The organism is Candidatus Symbiopectobacterium sp. NZEC151, from assembly GCF_025962655.1.
Taxonomy (GTDB): Bacteria; Pseudomonadota; Gammaproteobacteria; order Enterobacterales; family Enterobacteriaceae; genus Symbiopectobacterium.
Genome location: NZ_JAGFPE010000001.1, coordinates 230691 through 248334, shown reverse-complemented (window position 1 = coordinate 248334; position 17644 = coordinate 230691). Strand labels below are relative to the sequence as shown.

General features: G+C 56.3%; 21 protein-coding genes. 4 read left to right on the top strand and 17 right to left on the bottom strand.

Going from position 1 to position 17644, the window contains the following annotated elements; translation table 11 throughout:
- Nucleotides 1–4: 4 nt before the first annotated feature.
- Genes napG through napC form a run of 4 tightly spaced genes read left to right on the top strand, consistent with a single transcriptional unit; the run spans nucleotide 5 to nucleotide 2598 of the window.
- Entirely contained in the window at nucleotides 5–697 is a 693-nt protein-coding gene (napG, locus tag J5067_RS01090; protein ID WP_264642033.1) for a ferredoxin-type protein NapG, read from the top strand.
- Nucleotides 684–1547, top strand: coding sequence for a quinol dehydrogenase ferredoxin subunit NapH (gene napH / locus J5067_RS01085; RefSeq protein WP_264650231.1), 864 nt, complete (start codon nucleotides 684–686; stop codon nucleotides 1545–1547). Before napG ends, napH begins: the two co-directional genes overlap by 14 nt.
- Complete coding sequence (gene napB / locus J5067_RS01080) at nucleotides 1544–1990, top strand: nitrate reductase cytochrome c-type subunit (protein ID WP_264642031.1); 447 nt, start codon at nucleotides 1544–1546, stop codon at nucleotides 1988–1990. Before napH ends, napB begins: the two co-directional genes overlap by 4 nt.
- 8 nt (nucleotides 1991–1998) lie before the next feature.
- The gene (gene napC, locus J5067_RS01075) at nucleotides 1999–2598 is read left to right on the top strand and encodes a cytochrome c-type protein NapC (RefSeq protein WP_264650230.1); all 600 of its coding nucleotides are present in this window, start codon (nucleotides 1999–2001) and stop codon (nucleotides 2596–2598) included.
- 358 nt (nucleotides 2599–2956) lie between these two features.
- Here the strand turns inward: napC and ccmI are convergent, their stop codons facing one another.
- The 17 genes from ccmI to J5067_RS00990 all read right to left on the bottom strand — a co-directional run bounded on the left by ccmI (nucleotide 2957) and on the right by J5067_RS00990 (nucleotide 17561).
- Nucleotides 2957–3823, bottom strand: coding sequence for a c-type cytochrome biogenesis protein CcmI (gene ccmI / locus J5067_RS01070; RefSeq protein WP_264650229.1), 867 nt, complete (start codon nucleotides 3821–3823; stop codon nucleotides 2957–2959).
- Nucleotides 3820–4281, bottom strand: coding sequence for a cytochrome c-type biogenesis protein (locus J5067_RS01065; protein ID WP_319802375.1), 462 nt, complete (start codon nucleotides 4279–4281; stop codon nucleotides 3820–3822). The genes ccmI and J5067_RS01065 overlap by 4 nt, the downstream gene beginning before the upstream one ends.
- Nucleotides 4278–4835 (bottom strand): DsbE family thiol:disulfide interchange protein, encoded by a 558-nt coding sequence (locus J5067_RS01060; protein ID WP_264642027.1) that lies wholly within the window; start codon nucleotides 4833–4835, stop codon nucleotides 4278–4280. Before J5067_RS01060 ends, J5067_RS01065 begins: the two co-directional genes overlap by 4 nt.
- Entirely contained in the window at nucleotides 4832–6787 is a 1956-nt protein-coding gene (locus tag J5067_RS01055; RefSeq protein ID WP_264650228.1) for a heme lyase CcmF/NrfE family subunit, read from the bottom strand. Before J5067_RS01055 ends, J5067_RS01060 begins: the two co-directional genes overlap by 4 nt.
- Nucleotides 6784–7269 (bottom strand): cytochrome c maturation protein CcmE, encoded by a 486-nt coding sequence (ccmE, locus tag J5067_RS01050; RefSeq protein ID WP_264650227.1) that lies wholly within the window; start codon nucleotides 7267–7269, stop codon nucleotides 6784–6786. Before ccmE ends, J5067_RS01055 begins: the two co-directional genes overlap by 4 nt.
- A complete protein-coding gene (gene ccmD, locus J5067_RS01045; protein ID WP_264650226.1) occupies nucleotides 7266–7484 on the bottom strand; it encodes a heme exporter protein CcmD in 219 nt (72 codons plus the stop codon). The genes ccmE and ccmD overlap by 4 nt, the downstream gene beginning before the upstream one ends.
- Nucleotides 7481–8221, bottom strand: a complete 741-nt coding sequence (locus J5067_RS01040) for a heme ABC transporter permease (protein ID WP_264642023.1) — start codon at nucleotides 8219–8221, stop codon at nucleotides 7481–7483. The genes ccmD and J5067_RS01040 overlap by 4 nt, the downstream gene beginning before the upstream one ends.
- A gap of 63 nt (nucleotides 8222–8284) precedes the next feature.
- Nucleotides 8285–8941 (bottom strand): heme exporter protein CcmB, encoded by a 657-nt coding sequence (gene ccmB / locus J5067_RS01035; protein ID WP_264642022.1) that lies wholly within the window; start codon nucleotides 8939–8941, stop codon nucleotides 8285–8287.
- Entirely contained in the window at nucleotides 8941–9561 is a 621-nt protein-coding gene (gene ccmA / locus J5067_RS01030) for a cytochrome c biogenesis heme-transporting ATPase CcmA (protein ID WP_264650225.1), read from the bottom strand. Before ccmA ends, ccmB begins: the two co-directional genes overlap by 1 nt.
- 138 nt (nucleotides 9562–9699) lie before the next feature.
- Nucleotides 9700–10518, bottom strand: coding sequence for a heme lyase NrfEFG subunit NrfG (gene nrfG, locus J5067_RS01025; protein ID WP_264650224.1), 819 nt, complete (start codon nucleotides 10516–10518; stop codon nucleotides 9700–9702).
- A complete protein-coding gene (gene nrfF, locus J5067_RS01020; protein WP_264642019.1) occupies nucleotides 10515–10913 on the bottom strand; it encodes a heme lyase NrfEFG subunit NrfF in 399 nt (132 codons plus the stop codon). Before nrfF ends, nrfG begins: the two co-directional genes overlap by 4 nt.
- Entirely contained in the window at nucleotides 10906–12780 is a 1875-nt protein-coding gene (locus J5067_RS01015) for a heme lyase CcmF/NrfE family subunit (RefSeq protein WP_319802374.1), read from the bottom strand. The genes nrfF and J5067_RS01015 overlap by 8 nt, the downstream gene beginning before the upstream one ends.
- A 21-nt stretch (nucleotides 12781–12801) precedes the next feature.
- Nucleotides 12802–13764, bottom strand: a complete 963-nt coding sequence (nrfD, locus tag J5067_RS01010; protein ID WP_264642017.1) for a cytochrome c nitrite reductase subunit NrfD — start codon at nucleotides 13762–13764, stop codon at nucleotides 12802–12804.
- Complete coding sequence (gene nrfC, locus J5067_RS01005) at nucleotides 13761–14432, bottom strand: cytochrome c nitrite reductase Fe-S protein (protein ID WP_264650222.1); 672 nt, start codon at nucleotides 14430–14432, stop codon at nucleotides 13761–13763. The genes nrfD and nrfC overlap by 4 nt, the downstream gene beginning before the upstream one ends.
- The gene (nrfB, locus tag J5067_RS01000) at nucleotides 14429–14995 is read right to left on the bottom strand and encodes a cytochrome c nitrite reductase pentaheme subunit (protein WP_264642015.1); all 567 of its coding nucleotides are present in this window, start codon (nucleotides 14993–14995) and stop codon (nucleotides 14429–14431) included. Before nrfB ends, nrfC begins: the two co-directional genes overlap by 4 nt.
- A gap of 43 nt (nucleotides 14996–15038) precedes the next feature.
- The gene (nrfA, locus tag J5067_RS00995; protein WP_264650221.1) at nucleotides 15039–16460 is read right to left on the bottom strand and encodes an ammonia-forming nitrite reductase cytochrome c552 subunit; all 1422 of its coding nucleotides are present in this window, start codon (nucleotides 16458–16460) and stop codon (nucleotides 15039–15041) included.
- A 360-nt stretch (nucleotides 16461–16820) separates the two neighbouring features.
- Entirely contained in the window at nucleotides 16821–17561 is a 741-nt protein-coding gene (locus J5067_RS00990; protein WP_264642013.1) for an EAL domain-containing protein, read from the bottom strand.
- Between the last annotated feature and the right edge of the window lie 83 nt (nucleotides 17562–17644).

Sequence of the window (17644 nt, the reverse complement as noted above, 5' to 3'; positions counted from 1 at the left end):
ACAGATGGCTCGCCCGGAAAATTCATCGCCTGCCCGCCGTCGCTTTCTGCGTGACGCGGTGCGTACCGTTGCCGGATTATCGGCCGCGGTGGCGGTGCTCGGTCTCCAGCAGCGGCGCAGTCAGGCCGATGTGCTGCGACTGCGCCCGCCGGGTGCCATGCCTGAAGCGGCATTCTCCGGTGCTTGCATTCGCTGCGGTCAGTGCGTACAGGCGTGCCCGTACCAGACGTTGAAACTGGCGACGCTGGTTTCCGGTCCGGCGGCGGGTACCCCCTATTTTACCGCGCGCGATATCCCCTGCGAAATGTGTGAAGACATCCCGTGTGTCGCGGCCTGCCCCAGTAGCGCCTTACAGCCATTGGAAGCCATCGATGATGCCCGCATGGGATTAGCGGTGCTATTGGATCAGGAAAACTGCCTGAGTTTTCAAGGGTTACGTTGCGATGTCTGTTATCGCGTCTGCCCGTTGATTGACAGCGCGATCACGCTGGAACCGGAACGCAACCCGCGCACCGGCAAACACGCCCGCTTCCTGCCGACGGTACACAGCAATACCTGTACCGGCTGCGGAAAATGCGAAAAAGCCTGCGTACTGGAGCAACCGGCGATCAAGGTGCTGCCGCGTTCGCTGGCAAAAGGGGAACTTGGGCATCACTACCGCTTTAGCTGGCTGGAGGCGCGCGATGGCAAATCGTAAGCAAGACGCCGGACGCGAGGCGCAGGCCAGGAAAGGGTGGTGGCGCAGCCATCGCTGGCTGGCGCTGCGGCGACTGACACAATCGCTGGTACTGCTGATGTTTCTCAGTGGTCCGCTGTTCGGTGTCTGGATCCTGCACGGCAATTACAGCGCCAGTCGGTTGCTTGATACCGTGCCGTTCAGCGATCCGCTGATGGTGCTGCAAAGCCTCGCCAGCGGTCACCTGCCCGCCACGCTCGCACTGGTCGGCGCACTGATTATTGCTGTCGGCTATGCGTTGGCAGGCAAGCGCCTGTTTTGTAGCTGGGTGTGCCCGGTCAATCCGCTGACCGATTTGGCGGCCTGGCTGCGGCGACGCCTCGGTATTACCACCTCCGCTACGCTGTCCCGCAGTCTGCGCTACTGGCTGCTGGGGCTGATCCTGCTCGGCAGCGCCGTGACCGGTGGATTGCTGTGGGAGTGGGTCAATCCGGTGTCATTAACCGGCCGTGGGCTGATTTTCGGCTTTGGCGCGGGCGTCTGGCTGCTTATCGCACTGTTCTTATTTGATTTACTGGTGGTTGAGCACGGCTGGTGCGGCCACCTCTGCCCAACGGGCGCGCTGTATGGCGCACTGGGCAGCAAAAGCGCACTGGTAGTGGAAGCCACCGAACGCGCCCGCTGTACCCGCTGCATGGACTGCTTTCATGTCTGTCCGGAACCGCAGGTGCTGCGCGCCCCTTTACTTGATAAACACAGTCCGGTGCAGGTTACCGACCGTGACTGCATAACCTGCGGACGCTGTATTGATGTCTGCGCAGAAGACGTTTTTAAAATAACCCTTAGATGGAAATCGGGAGCAAAATCATGAAAAGCCAGAGCTTAAGAACGGGATGGTGTCGCTGGATACCCGCCCTGGCGATGATTGTCAGTACCTTCGCAACGGCGCAGGCCGATCTGTTAAGCCAGTCACCGGAAGTCTCCACTGCCCAACCGGGCAATACGCGCATGCCCAAACAGCAGGAAAAAATGGCGCTCAACTACGTCAACCAACCGCCGATGATCCCGCACAGCGTGGATGGCTATCAGGTGACGCCGACATTTAACCGCTGCCTGCAATGCCATAGCGTAGAAAACTACCGCTCCACCAACGCGCCGCGCGTCAGCCCGACCCACTTTGTCGATCGTGACGGCAAGACGCTGGGCAATGTCGCACCTGCCCGTTATTTCTGTCTGCAATGCCACGTGCCGCAGACGGATGCTACACCGATTACCGGCAACACCTTCACCCCTTCTAAAGGTTTTGGACAGTGAGGTTTTCAATGAAACAACCTGAAAAAGCGGGATGGCTACGCAGCGTATGGCAGTGGTGGCGTCGACCGAGTCGGCTGGCGTTAGGGACGCTGTTAATTGCCGGTTTTGCTGGCGGTATCTTCTTTCTGGCCACCTTTCAGAAAACCATGGAAAACAGCAACAGCGAGGCGTTTTGCATCAGTTGCCATGAGATGAACAATACCGTTTATCAGGAATACATGACCACCGCCCACTACAACAACCGTAGCGGGGTGCGCGCCACCTGTCCGGACTGCCACGTTCCGCATGAGTTTGTGCCCAAGATGGTGCGTAAGATTCAGGCCAGCAAAGAGCTTTACGGTAAGATCATGGGCACCATTGATACGCCGCAAAAATTTGAAGCACACCGGCTGACGATGGCGCAAAACGAGTGGCGACGAATGAAAAACAACAACTCGCAGGAGTGCCGCAATTGCCACAATTTTGACTATATGGACTACTCAGGGCAAAAAACGGTGGCGATGGAAAAACACACTGAGGCGATTAAAACCGGCCAAACCTGCATTGATTGCCATAAAGGCATCGCGCATCAGTTGCCAGATATGCACGGTGTCAAAAACGAGTTCTGATCCTCACTTTTCTACCCAACGGGGTCGGCTTACACTGACTCCGTTGCTGCTGAAAACCTAACTGAAATAGCGAATTTCACCCAAAGTAATCATTCTCATCCACCTCCGTCATTCCCACCTACCTCCGTCATTCCCGCGCAGGCGGGAATCTCTTGCAGCAGAAACGCGTTTATTCTGTCAGAGATCCCCGGCTTTCGCCGAGGATGACGAGAGGGAAGCCGAGGATGACGAGTGGGAAGCCAGGGATGACGAAAGAGAGGCCGAGGAGGACAAAGAGATACCGTCCGAACCGCGCGCACGAAACCCTAACGGTAGAGGCAAAAATACACTTACCAACAACAGACCACGCATTAAAACGTCACGGGTGCTGCGGGGTCGCCGCCAATGCGGCTTCCGCTTGCTGAATACTGCGTTCAACCACCCCACGGCGCGTATCGTTTTGCGGTAAGACGCGCAACATCCCCTTCCAGGCGTCAATAGCTTCCTGATAACGTTGCCCTTCATAGGCATTGAACGCCAACAGGCTCAAGGCGCGCACATTGGTGGAACCCGCTGGCAGCAGTTCACGTAGCATCTCACCGCCACGCTCGCTGTCGCGCGGGTTGGTAGAGCGCGACAGGATATCCGCATAATCCAACGCCAACTCGCTGTTGTGCGGATCGCGTCGATAGGCGTTAGCATAGGCCTGTACCGCCATATCGTAGTTGTTGAGCAAGCTCGAAATCCGTGCCAGCAACCACCAGTCCTGTGCATTATCCGGCTGCGCTTCCAACTGGCTGCGCAGCCCCAGACCAAGACGAGTGACCTCTTCCATGGTCAGCGGCTCCGCTTGCGGGTCGAGTGCACGTTTCAACAGGTCTGGCGTCAATGTCACCACCTGCTGCCACTCTTGCACCCGATTGATCGAGGCGGTGTGCCAAAACACACTCAGGCTTACCGCCGCCAGCAGCACAATGCCCGGCAACAGCACCCAGCGGCTCAGCGGACGTTGCGGCACACCCGCGCTGCCGGGAATGTCCTGCAACAGCGTATGTTGCAGCTCTTCCACCAGTGGCGTGCGCTCGCCTTCATTGGCGATATCCGCGTGTATTTCACGCAGGCGGTCGTGATACAGCGCCTGATTTATCGCGTCGCGCGAGTATTCGCTTGTCGAAGACCAAGGCGCAAACAGCAATGCAGTCAGCCCCACCAACGATAAAATAATGACGGTTGTCAGTAACATCATGGTCGTTTCTCCGTGCGTCCCAACAACGCTTGCAGCCGTTTTTTCTCTTGTTCACTTATCGGTGGCTCAGTGCGCGTGGTGCGACGCGTACGTCGCACAATCATCCAGATGCCGGCAATCAGAAAGAGCGCAGGCAGCAGCCACAGCAAAATGGTGAAGGGCGTTAATGGCGGTTCGTAAGTCACAAAATAGCCATAGCGGTTCACCATGTAGTCAACCACCTGCTGCTTGCTCTGCCCCTGCTGCATCAGCTCATACACTTTTTGCCGCATATCCGAGGCAATCATCGAATTCGAGTCGGCAATGCTGTTGTTTTGGCATTTCGGACAGCGCAATTGCGTGGTTAACTCACGAAACTGTTGCTCTTGCACCTCGTTGTCAAAACGCCATGCGTCAGTCGAGGATGCCAGTACGCCAAACGACAGCAGCAGAGCGCCCAACCAAGCCATCAGTTTCATACGCCCCCCTCGCGACTGTATTTCTCCCACAGCGGCTTCAGCGTCTCCTGCCACACCTGCATATTCAGATCGCCGGCGTGGCGGTAGCGAATAATACCTTTACCATCGATCAGAAAGGTTTCCGGCGCACCGTACACGCCCAGATCCAGCCCTAACATACCGTTGCCATCAAACAGGCTCATGGCATACGGGTTGCCCAGCTCTTTCAGCCAGTCAACCGCTTTGACGCGATCGTCCTTGTAGTTCATCCCCACAATGCGAACGCCCTGCGCTGCCAGCATATTCAGGAAGCGGTGTTCCGCCCGGCAGGTTGGGCACCATGTCGCCCAGACGTTGAGCAGCAGCGGTTTACCATCTTGCAGCTCAGATTGCTGGTAGATTTTTCCCGGCACGTCCAGCGATTCGAGACGGAATGCCGGGATGGGTTTGCCGATCAGCGCGGATTCAAGCCGCATCGGGTCGTCACCGCCGCTGTTACGCACCAGTTGCCACAGCAGCGCCACGGCCAACAGCAAAAACAGCGCCAGCGGAATAAACAACACTCTACGGCTCATGGTTGACTCTCCCGAACGGCGCGGCGCAGGCGATAACGCGGATCGAACATGCACAGGATACCGCCCAATGCCATCAACCCGCCTCCGTACCAAATCCAGCGCATAAAGGGTTTGTAATAGAGCCGTACCGCCCAACTGCCGTCATCCAGCTCTTCCCCCAGTGCGGCATAGAGATCGCGGGTGATGCCAGCATCGATCGCCGCTTCCGTCATGATCATGCCGCTGGTGGTGTAGAAGCGTTTTTCCGCTTTCAGCGTCGCTTCATGCTTGTCGTTGCGGGTAATCACAATGGTTCCTTTGGCGCTGTGCCAGTTGGGGCCAGCCACATCGCGCACGCCTTCAAAGATAAAACGGTAATCATGGACAAGCGCGCTGTCGCCCGCCTTCATGCGCACATCCCGCTCGACGCTGTAATTTTGGCTGAACGCGATGCCCACGACGGTGACCGCAACGCCAAGGTGCGCGCAGGTCATGCCCCACTGACTGCGAGACAGCGAAGTCAATCCGCGTAGCAGGCCGTGGCGTCGGGTCGCATTGCTGTGCAGTTCATAAAACGTCAGGAAGAACACCCAGAGCGCCATCGACAACCCGACCACCGTCATGGCGATAATGGTGTCTTGCAACAACCACGGCAGCAGCAGTGACAGCAGCGCCGTCACGCCCATGGCAATCATCAGCAGTTTACGCAGTTTTTGCGGCTCATCGCGCCGCCAGCGCACCAGCGGCCCTACCCCCAGCAACAGGGCAAAAGGGGCCATCAGCACGGTAAACATGATGTTGAAAAACGGCGCACCAATCGAAATACTGCCGAGTCCAAGCTGCTTGTGCACCAGCGGTAACAGCGTACCCAGTAGCACCACCAGCGTGGCCGCCACCAGAATCAGGTTATTGCCGAGCAGGAAGGTTTCACGCGACCAGAGCGAGTTGGTGACCCGCGAACGCACCCGGTTGCCCTTGATGGCAAACAGCAGTAACGAACCCCCGATCACCATCACCAGAAACGCCAGAATAAACATCCCGCGCGAGGGGTCAGACGCAAACGCGTGCACCGAGACCAGCACGCCCGAGCGTACCAGAAAGGTGCCGAGCAGACACAACGAGAACGCGCCGATGGCTAACAATACCGTCCAGGCTTTAAAGCTGCCGCGCTTTTCGGTGACCGACAGCGAGTGCATCAGCGCCGTCCCCACCAGCCACGGCATCAGCGATGCATTCTCAACCGGATCCCAGAACCACCAGCCGCCCCAGCCCAACTCGTAATAGGCCCAACCGGAACCCAGCACAATCCCCAAGGTTAAAAATGACCATGCCGCCTGCGTCCATGGGCGCGACCAACGCGCCCAGGCGCTGTCCAAACGTCCCGCCAGCAGCGACGCCACCGCAAAGGCAAACGCCACCGAGAACCCGACATAGCCCATGTAGAGCAGCGGCGGATGGAAGATTAAACCAATGTCTTGTAGCAACGGATTGAGATCGCGCCCCTCAATCGGGTAATCCGGCAGCGTGCGGATAAACGGGTTCGAGGTCAGCACGATAAACAGTAAAAAACCGACGTTGATCATCCCCATCACCGCCAACACGCGCGCCACGGCGTCGCTCGACATGCCGCGGCTAAGCAGGGCAACCGCGAAGGTCCAGCCGCTCATCAGGAGCACCCAGAGCAGGAGCGAGCCTTCATGCGCCCCCCAGGCCGCCGCGACCCGATACCACACCGGCAAAGCGCGATTCGAGTTGTTCACTACGTACAGCACGGTGAAATCGTTAATGACCAGCGCGTAGACCAGCAACAGGAACGACGCCAACACCAAGGCAAACAGCGTACAGGCAAGCGGGCGAGCCAGCGCCATTAAGCGTGCATCCTGACGTGTTGCCCCCCACAGCGGATAAATACTGAGCAATAACGCCACGCCCAGCGCCAGACACAGCAGATAATTCCCAACTTCCGGCATCATAAGCGGGCACCCTCTTTGGCCGCAGGCGATGGCTGGTGTTGATGTTGTCCGTCCATGGCGGCTTTCACTTCCGGCGGCGTGTATTTCTCATCATGACGCGCCAGCACTTCTTTTGCCGCAATGCGGTTCTCAGACTCCAACACGCCCTGTGCCACCACACCCTGCCCTTCGCGGAACAGGTCCGGCAGAATACCCTGATAGGTCACCTCCACCGAGCCTTGGGCGTCATACACGGTGAAATGCACTTGCAGGCTTTGGCTATCACGCCGCACGCTGCCCGGCATCACCATGCCGCCAACGCGTAAACGTTGTCCGACCACCGGAATTTCTTGCGTCTCATTTTTTCCGTACAGGATTTCACTGGGCGTATAGAAGAGATCGATATTCGAGCGTAACGCATAGAGCGTCAAACCCATCGTCAGCGCCAGCCCGCAAACAACGGCCCCAATGGCATAAAGTCGGGTTTTGCGCGCTACACTCACGGCATCACCTCCCCGGGATTCTGGCGCGCCTGATGCTTGCGCTGTTCACGCGCCTGCTGACGATCAATGTCCCGCAGCAATACGCGACGGCACCACAGGGTGTGACCTATCAGGGCACAAAGCGGCAGCAGCGTTAACGCTGCGGCTAACCAGACATAAAAGGCATAACCGCCCATTGCAAAGAACGCTTGCCAACTGGTAAACGCAATATTCATCGTGCGGCTCCTTTTGGGTTAACCAGCGCAGCCACCCAGGAGGAACGGCGCTGTTGCATCAGGATCAGGTTACGTAAACGCATCAGTGACAAAGTCACAAACAGGCTCATAAACCCTAACATCATCAGTCGCAGTGGAAGACGCATTGCCGGATCGATAGTTTTTTGCATTTTCGTCGACCCCTGATGCAGGGTGTTCCACCACTCCACGGAAAAATGAATGATAGGCAGATTCACCACGCCAACCAACACCATGATAGCCATGGCGCGCCCGGCCAACCGGCGATCGTCAAACGCGTTGTAGAGCGCAATCACGCCAATATAGATAAACAGCAACACCAGCTCAGACGTCAGGCGTGCATCCCAAACCCACCAGGTGCCCCACATCGGTTTCCCCCAGGTGGAGCCGGTGGTCAACGCAATAAAGGTGAACACCGCGCCGACGGGTGCCATCGCCGCGATAATCAGCTCCGCTGTCTGCGAGCGTTTACTCAGCGCCCACACGGAAAAAATCGCCATGGTGGCATAAACCCCCATGGACCAGACGGCGGCGGGCACATGCAGGTACATGATGCGATAGCCCTGCCCCTGCTGGTAGTCTGCGGGTGCAAATCCAAATCCCCACACCAGACCGCCGATCAGTATCACTGCGCTGATCAGCGCAAAGAGGGGAACAAGCGTGCCACAGCGGTGATAAAGCCGCTGTGGCGGGGTATGCTGATGGTTTTTATTCAACATAATCGTGTGCTCACTTTGCGTAAAACGCATCCCTGCGGGACGATAAAATCCGAAGATCGATAATCAATTCAGGCCCACCCTTAGCGCCGCGGCAGTAGCGAACGGACACAGCGTTGCGCTACCCGCCAGAAAGGCACCGAGGATCGCCAGATAGCCACCGACCGGTAATTGCATCATGGCGGCTTCAATGGCTGCCGTGGCAAAAATCAATAACGGGATGGTCAGCGGCAGCACCAGCAGGCTCAGTAGCACGCCGCTGCGGCGTAACCCGACCGTTAACCCAGCGCCGATAGCGCCTAAAAAACTGAGCGTCGGCGTGCTCAATAACAGCGTCAGCGCCATCACCGACCACTCACGAAAGCTCAGACCAAACAGCAGTGCCGCCAGAGGGGAAAGCAGTAACAGCGGCAACCCGCTGACCATCCAATGCACCACCACTTTCGCCAGAACCACTAACGGCAAGGGCAAAGGCAGTAGCGTTAACTGTTCCAACGAACCATCCTGATAGTCGTCGCGAAACAGGCGATCCATTGCCAGCAGTGACGCCAGCAAGGCGGCGACCCATACCACGCCCGAAGCGATACGCAGCAACAGCTGCGGCTCAGGCCCTATCGCCAGCGGGAACAGAATGATTACAATCAGAAAAAACCACATCGGGTTAAGGATTTCAGCGTTGTTGCGTAACGCGACGCGCAGTTCACGCACCATAAGTCGTCGCATTATCGGTCTCCCTCATCCGGCACTAACTGGATACAGCGTATGTTCTGAGCGCGCGGGTGCAGCGGCTGATGCGTGGTAAGGATAATGATGCCGCCCTGCGCGACATGGAGCTCCATGCGTTGCGTTAACATGTCGACACCGGCGACATCGAGCGCCGTCAAAGGCTCATCCAATATCCACAACGGGACATCCGTCAACCACAACCGCGCCAGCGCCACGCGCCGCTGTTGTCCAGCCGACAAGCGCGCGACGGGCACATCCTCATAGCCCGCTAAGCCAACCGAGGCCAGCGCCTGCCACAGTGATTGCTGGCTGTGCTGCGGATAGAAAAACCGCAGATTCTCTTCCCCGGTCAACACGCCTTTGATACCCGGCTGGTGCCCTAACCACAAAAGCTGCTGGTTGAAACGCGCTCGCACCCGCTCCGTGCGTTGTCCTTGCCAGTACACCTCACCCGCACCGGGCGTTGCCAGGCCGCTTAATATGCGCAACAACGAGGTTTTTCCGACGCCATTCGCACCGGCAATCTGCACCATGTCACCCGCGCTGGCCGTGAACGATAAGGCGCTAAACAACACATGTTCATCACGAATGCAGACCACATCGCGCGCTTCGAGCATCAGGCGTTAACTCCTTACCTTACAGAGGGTTTTAGCATACCATGACGCCCTTGTTTCCCCCCGTCAGCGGCCTACTCATAAAGAGTTAATCTGTTTTATCGAGATCAATAAAACCGGCGATTGAGGACTGTCGTGCGTCTATTGCTGGCTCTGCTGTAACAGCTTTGCCGTGTTAATGGCTTCTATCAGCTGAACCCGGTTAATGCGCGGGCTGTAGCCATCGAGCAAACGCTGCCAAAGGGTCACGGCAGCGGCATAATCCGCGCGCAAGAAAGCATCCGATGCCAACAGCATCAACGCGGTCACTTCATTGGCATCCAGCGCCAGCGCGTTATCAATCATTTCCCGCGTCGCTGGCGTCATTATCTGGCCGGACTGGTAGTACAGCACGGTGGCTAATGCCGAATAGAGCTCGGCATTCTCGCCTTTCAGCGCCATCGCTCGGCGGTAAGCGCGCTGTGCGTTGTCATAGGCGTTACGGTAGAGGTAATACTCTCCCAGTTCAGCCCACAGCACGCTGTTATCCGGTGTGGCACGAATCGCCCGTTGCAGGGTCGCAAGCTGTTTTTCCTGCTGCTGCGCGTCACTAAAACCACGCAGCGGATCGGCAAGCCGCTGACGCTCGGCCACGAGCGCTTCACCACGGTGACTCAGGGAATAGCCGGTAAAACCGCTCACCACGATAACGGCAACGGCGATAACCAGCGGTAATAGCGGCATCGTCCGCTGTGCCGCCGCTGCGCCTTCGGCAACGGGTAGATCCTTCTCCAACTCATCCCTCAACGCCTGCGCGTCACGGGCCGAGAGTTGCGTTTTCGCCTGTCGGCACTGCCATTGCCAGAGATGCAGGGGTAAACCCGACAGCCGGTTGTCTTCTTTGGTTTTTTTAACGGGAAGCAGCGGCCACAGCAGGCCACCAACGATAACCACCAGCACGGTTGCAGCAGTGACTATCATGACCGCCCCCTGGCTTGCTTGCGTACCACGCGCCACAGGATGGCAACAATGGCCAGCAACAGCAGCAGAGGCGTGAACCACAGCAGGCCGGTATGCATTTTTAACGGCGGGTTATACTGCACAAAATCGCCATAGCGCTCGGTCATGAACGCCATGATGTCTGATTTGGTTTTTCCCTGTTCGACCATGGAGAACACTTCATGCCGCATACTGACCGCCACGGGTGAAGTCGACTCCAGCAGGCTTTGATTTTGACACTGCGGGCAGCGTAACTCCCCGGCGATATTCAACGCCGTCTCGCGCTGTACAGGGCTGGAAAATGCCCAGGTATCGACCACTTGCGCCTGCACAACCGCACTCAGTAACAGGAACAGCAGCATCGCACGTTTAGTCATACGCTTGCCTCCCGCGCCACCATCCCAACAGTGCACCGCCGATCATCAGCAGGCCGCCGCCCCAAATCCAACGAATACCGGTTTGTACATAGAAACGCATGGCGTAGCGGTTTTCACCGGTTTTTTCGCCCATCACGGCGTACCACTCTCGGATCGGTCCCCAGGCGATGCCCGGCTCCATCATCTGCTGCTGGCGTACGTTGTAGTGGCGGCGTTCCGGCGTGACCGTAGCGATGGGCACGTCACCGCGAGAAATAGCGATCGCCGCTTGCTCGGCGGTGTAATTTTGCCCGACCAGCAAATTAAGCTGAAGAAAATGGAAACGGTAATCCCCGAGCGCAATCTGTTCACCCTGCGCCACATTGGCGCTGATCTCCTGTTTGCTGCCCGCAGAGAAGATGATCCCCAGCGCCAGCAGCGCGACGCCGCTATGCGCCAGCAGCGCAGGAAGTTGCTGGCGCAGCGCCGTTATCGGTTGTAACCACTGTGCCGTCAACATCCACACCACCAACCCCGCACCGAGCGCAACGTTAACGCCCTGCGGCCACAGCATCAGCATCGTCATAACGCTCAATGCCAGCGTGCAACCGATACGTCGCGTTGACCAACGCGCGCTGCGTTTCCAAAAACCCCCTGCCGACAGCCCAATCAGCAGCAACATCACGCCCGCGAAAGGCAGTAATACCGTGTTGAAATAGGGGGCACCCACCGACATTTTGCCCCACCCTGCCAGCCCGTAGACCATCGGATAGAGCGTGCCCAGCAGCACCACCAGCGCAACAGCGGCAAATAACAACAATGCCAGCAGAAGGGCAATTTCCCGCGACCAGCCGCAGAAGCGCGCCGCTGGGCGGTAGGTTGTTGCGCGCCAGCCATAAATCAGCAACGCGGCCATGCTTAATGCGGAAAACAGGATAAACAGCGGCACGGCTCTGTCATGTTCAAGCGCAAAGGCGTGAACGGACACCAGAATGCCGGAGCGCACGATCAAGGTGCCAAGCAGGCTGAGGATAAACGTCAATATCGCCAGCATCATCGACCAATGGCGGAAGATCCCGCGCATCCGGGTCACGTATAAACTGTGCAACAGCGCGCTGGCGGTGATCCAGGGAAGCAACGAGGCGTTTTCTACCGGATCCCAAAACCACCAACCGCCCCACCCCAGCTCGTTATAGGCCCACCATGACCCCAACATGATGCCCAGGGTTAAGGCGCACCAGGCCGGCAGCGCCCAGCGCCAGCACACCCAGGCAGCGCGTGCGTCAAATTCCCCGTTGAGCAGCGCCGCCAGCGCCAGCGCGGCGCTTACCGTCAACCCGCCGTAGCCCAGGTAGAGCAGCGGTGGATGCAGAATCAGGCCGATATGTTGCAGCATCGGATTAAGATCGCGCCCTGCCACCGCAGGCGGCAGCAGACGCGTAAAGGGATCGGAAAAAAGCACGATGAACATCAGCAGTGCGCTGGCGATGGCGGCCAGCACCGCTAACGTAAGCGGAAACAGATTTCCTTGCGCGTGACGATAGCGAAAGGCAAACAGCGCGCTCCATCCCGACAAACAGAGCAGCCACAGCAGCAGTGAGCCCTCATGGCCGCCCCACACGGCGGCTATTTTTAGCCCAAACGGTAAATCACGGTGTCCGTGCTGTGCGACATAATTGACCGAGAAATCATTCAGCATGAAACTCAGCGTCAGTACGACAAACGCAAACAGCACCAGACCGAACAGCACCCACGTCCACACGCGCGCCAATCGATAAACCGTGTGCCAATGGCGGTAGCAGCCTGATGCGGTAAGCAGCGTCGTCGCCACGCCGACGACGCTTGCAAGCAACAACGCAATATAGCCAAACTCTGGCAATAGCAACATCAACATGCCTCTTGTCGGGGGCTACACAACGGTTAACTGTCCCGCATACAAAATAAAGAAACGCAGCAGCAACACGCCGGTCAGGCTCATGCCACTGACGGCCAGCACGCCATAGGGTGAATGCCAACGATTGGCCCAGGATTTGAGCAGCAACGGGGCGACCAACCCAATCCCCACCACGCCAACCCAGAACCATGTGGCCCAAAACCCTCCCGCCAGCGCGTTGATCAGTGCGCGGTGTTTCCCTTCATCGCCTAATGCCAGACCGATAAAGAAGGCAAACAGCACAAAGATTTCCAGCCAAACGATGGGGGTTTCCAACCGATGAATAAAGTGCGCTTCTTCACTGTGCGGATTGCGGCGCGCGCGCAGCGTCATGGCGATCAGCGCCACGGCAGCGCCAGAGGAGATGCCCGAGAACAGAAACAGTATCGGCAGGATTGGGTTATTGAGCAGCGGATAGGTTTTCAGCGCCGACAGCAGGAAACCGGTGTAGGCTCCGAGCATCACCGCCAACACCAGCATCACGATATCCAACGTTTTCATCAGCGGCGTCAGCCGGGCCAGCACCGCGGGCAGAATGCGGAGTTTCGGCAACCAGCGCTGTTGCAGCCCAATCAGCTGTTGATCGAAAATCTTCGCCAACCAGACCACCAGCACCGCCATGTAAACCTGAAACAGCATCACCCCCACCGACATTACGGAGGTAAAGCTATAATGGAACATCAGTTTCCAAAACGTCCAGGGGCGCGTCAGGTGGAACACCAAAATCAGCAATCCCAAAATAATCACACCGGGTGCCAGCAACAGCGTGGTGCGCATCAGGGTACTGTCTGACGTTGCCAGAGCCGGGCGATAACAACGCAACAGCACCGACAGCGTGACCAACCCCGCGGAGATCCCGATCAGAAACAGATAAATCGCGATCGGCCAGTCCCACACTAATGAATCAAAGTGGAACGGGCTTGAAGAGACAGGCGTCATTGATGAACCTCCCCAAATTTAAACGGTACGCGATACATCTTGGGCCGAGTTCCCAGCGCAATTTTGTAACGATAGGTCGCCCGTTGATTAAGCAGACGGGAGATGTCGCTGTCCGGATCGTCAAGGTTGCCAAACGTCAATGCCTTTGTCGGGCACACCGCCACGCAGGCCGGCTGTTTTCCCTGTTTCAGGTTGGTCTTGCGGCAGAAATCACACTTGTCCGCCGTCTTGTTCTCCGGATGAATAAAGCGCACCTGATAAGGACAAGCGGCAATACAGTACTGACAACCGACGCACAGGGAAGGATCGACATCAACGATGCCGCTTGCCGCATCGCGGTATGACGCACCGGTCGGGCAGACATCCACGCACGGCGGGTTGTCGCAATGCTGGCAGGAGTGACGGAAAAACCGGTACTTCACATCCGGGAAGGTGCCGATCGGCTCGCTGCGAATAATCTTCAGACGCGATACGCCCGCTGGCACCTGATTGACGTCCCGACAGGCTTCCATGCAAGCGTTGCAGCCAATGCACAGGGATTCGTCATGGATCATGCCGTAGCGCACGCCGTTGATATTCAGCGTCTGCGCCATCACCTGCCCGGTGGTGCTGGTGATAGCAATCAACCCGCCCATACGAGCAATAAATTGACGACGAGAACAACTCATGGCTGCCTCTTACCCAGATGAACCGAGGAAGGATTGAAGTCTGGGTTGTTGCGCTGATCGCTATGGCAATCGACGCACAGCTTGATGCGCCCCTTGTCATCCAGCCCCTGCATTTTATCCTGTGTCGGGTGCAACTGATGGCAGCTGGCGCAGGCCACTTTTGCCATATGAACATCGTGCGGCCAGAACGCTTTTTGCAGCTGTTTCGGGGTATGGCATGACATACAGACGCCGTTTTGCTGCTCTACCGTATACATCGGGTCGTTAAAGCGCATCACGTCTTTCACCCCTTCACGGTGATGCAGCGACGGCTTGCCGTGACAACTGGTACAGGTTATCGGTTGCCGATTCTGCGGATTCATTGCCTTGGCGTGTTTCCCCTTCATGCCCTCTTCTTCCGGCTTATGGCACTGCAAACACGCCTCATCGGGGTTGCGCTGTGGCATCACCGTCCACCGTTTTCCTGTCGCTGCCTGAGATGCGGGTTCCGTCTGCCCCGGCACGGTCCAAAACATGCCTAGCACCAACACCCCGGCAGTTAATAACGAACGTAATACGCTCATATCCACTCCACGTAATGACCGCCCGCACGCGGGCGGTGAGGGGTTATTGGCTCAATCGCCCGGCTTTGCGCGCCTGTTCATCCCACTGCGGCACCACCGTATTCAGGAAGTCCTGTTTTTCCGCCGTGATTTGCTGCATGTTGAGTCCTATCGCCTGCTGCGCTTTTTCTTTGGTGGAGATATCCGGCAGTTTGACCTCTTGCGTGATCCCTTTGGTCGCCAGCAGGCGCACCAGTTTGGTTCGTGCCTCGGCCGCTTTATCCAGAGAAGTACCGAGCATTCTCAACCCTTCGTCCGGCGCATGCATATGAATGCCGTGGGAGGCGATCGCCAGATCCCAACGCCACTGCGCGTGGCGGATGTCGGTCAGAATCGGTTGCATTTCGGCTTCGGTTGCACCGGCATCCCAGGCGGCTTTGGCTTCAAAATGCGCGTGAACCAGTTGATCTTCCGCTTTGAGTTTCAGTGATTGAATAGCGGCTTTACGCTCAGCCACGATGCCCTGCATAGATGCTTTGTCTTGTGTGTGACAGTTGGTACAGGTTTGCTCGTAGTTGTCGAACGGGTTGCCAATCTTATGATCGGTATACAATTTGCCCTTCGCGTTTTTCACCTTGGGCATATGACAATCGATACAGGTCACGTTGTTTTTGCCGTGAATGCCCGCGCTCCAGGTTTCATATTCCGGGTGTTGCGCCTTGATCATCGGCGCACGAGAAAGTGAGTTGTTCCAGTCGGAGAAGGCAATGGCATCATAGTATTTTTCCATGTCTTCCACTTTGGTGCCGTTGTCCCACGGCAGTTTGACCGCTTTGTCTTTGCCGGAAAAATAGTACTCGACGTGGCACTGCCCGCAGACCATCGCTTGCTGGTCGAAACGACCGGCTTTTTCGAACGGCTTACCAATCACCGCCATGCCTCTGGCGGCATAAGGGCGAGAAAGCGTCAGTGCCGGTTTACCCTGCGCAAACTCTGGCGAAGCGGTGTTGTGGCAGTCGGCACAGCCAAGATCGTTAACAATCTCCGGTCCGCCGCGCGCCCATTTCCCTTTGAAATACCCGTCTTCCCCTTCCTGTTGAATCAGGCGGGCAACATCCGGGCTTTTACAGCTCCAACACGCCATCGGTAGCGGACCGTCTTCTGCATTTTTGGGTGCCCCGGTACGCAAGGTTTGGCGTACATCGGTGATGGCGAAGGCGTGACCACGCGGCTTGTTGTAATCCCGTGAAAACGGATAACCCGCCCAGAGGATCACCATCCTGGGGTCTTCGGCCAGGGCATCATGGCGCTCAGATTGTTCACTGGTCGCTTTCCATGAGTTGTACTGGTCGGGATGTTTTTGCGTGAAGGTATCGTTACGTGCTTCAACAGCGGCAGGCGTTTTTGCAGGCGCTGCATCCTCCGCGTGCGCGGAAAAAAGAATAAAAAGGCTGGCTACCATGCCCCATAGAGAGGGGATTAACATGCTGATCCTGACCATGCATATATGTCCGAATTGAGCCACCCGCTGGCGGCCATTTTACCTATCTTGATGACAGCAATACGACATAACCCCAAAAACTGTCATGACATTACCCGCGACTATCAGTAGCAAAAAGATGCATTCAAAATATTGCTTTTGATCAAAAGTAAGAAGAAGTGATGAAATGTATCCGTGTATTTATGAAGGCCACCGCATTTCCACAATTATTTTGTGGATTTAAGGCCGGCGAGGTGCTGTTCGCCTTGCCAATGGCGTGTTAAACCGCTTTGGGGTGCGGCTAGCCTACGGTGGGATTCAGGTGCCCACAGGCACCCGCTGGACGGTGAGAGACAGAGAGAAAGGTTAAAAATTTTCCAACAGCTTGAGCTGATTAAGCGTCAGAGGACGGTAAAAAATATAACCCTGAATAAAAATGGGTAAATAGCGTTTCAGCTTGTTTAAATCCGCCGCTTTTTCGACACCTTCACAGATGATATTGACACCAAGAGGAATTAACACATGCAATAATTTTTGCATCCTCTCCAACTTGCTGGGATCGGTACCGATGCCATTAACAATAGAGCGATCGATTTTTATCGTATCGAAATTAAACAAGGAAAGGCTATCGGTTTTCAAGCAGCCAGCACCAAAATCATCGAGTGAGATCATGAAGCCATACCTTTTTGCCTGGTTTAAAAACGCTACGCCTTCAATCAATTGCTTTTGGGTAATCTTTTCACTCAACTCTATTTCGATGTTTCTCGGGTCAACATCATATAATAAGCATATTTGATGCAACTTATCCAAATACTCAATATTATTGAAAATAAGCGGCGAGAGGTTGAAGGAGATTGATAACGTTTTCTTACAATATATTAACCGGCAGACCAGATCGAAGATGAAATCGGTGACCTGGTTAATCAATCCGCACGCTTCGATCTCTTCTATCATTGATTGCGTTGGGATTAACTCGCCGTTTGAAGCGTAAAACCGGGCAAGGGTTTCATACCTAAAGATTCTATTTTCAGGAAGATGAATGATAGGTTGGTACTCGGCTTTTAGCCAAATCCGTTTTCCATTAACGTATAACAGAGTCGTGTTCATCTTACCGTCTTACTCCCTCTCCATAGGAATTAGGCTTTTTAATTTCGCCCTTATAAATTCTAAACATTTATTCAAAGCATTTG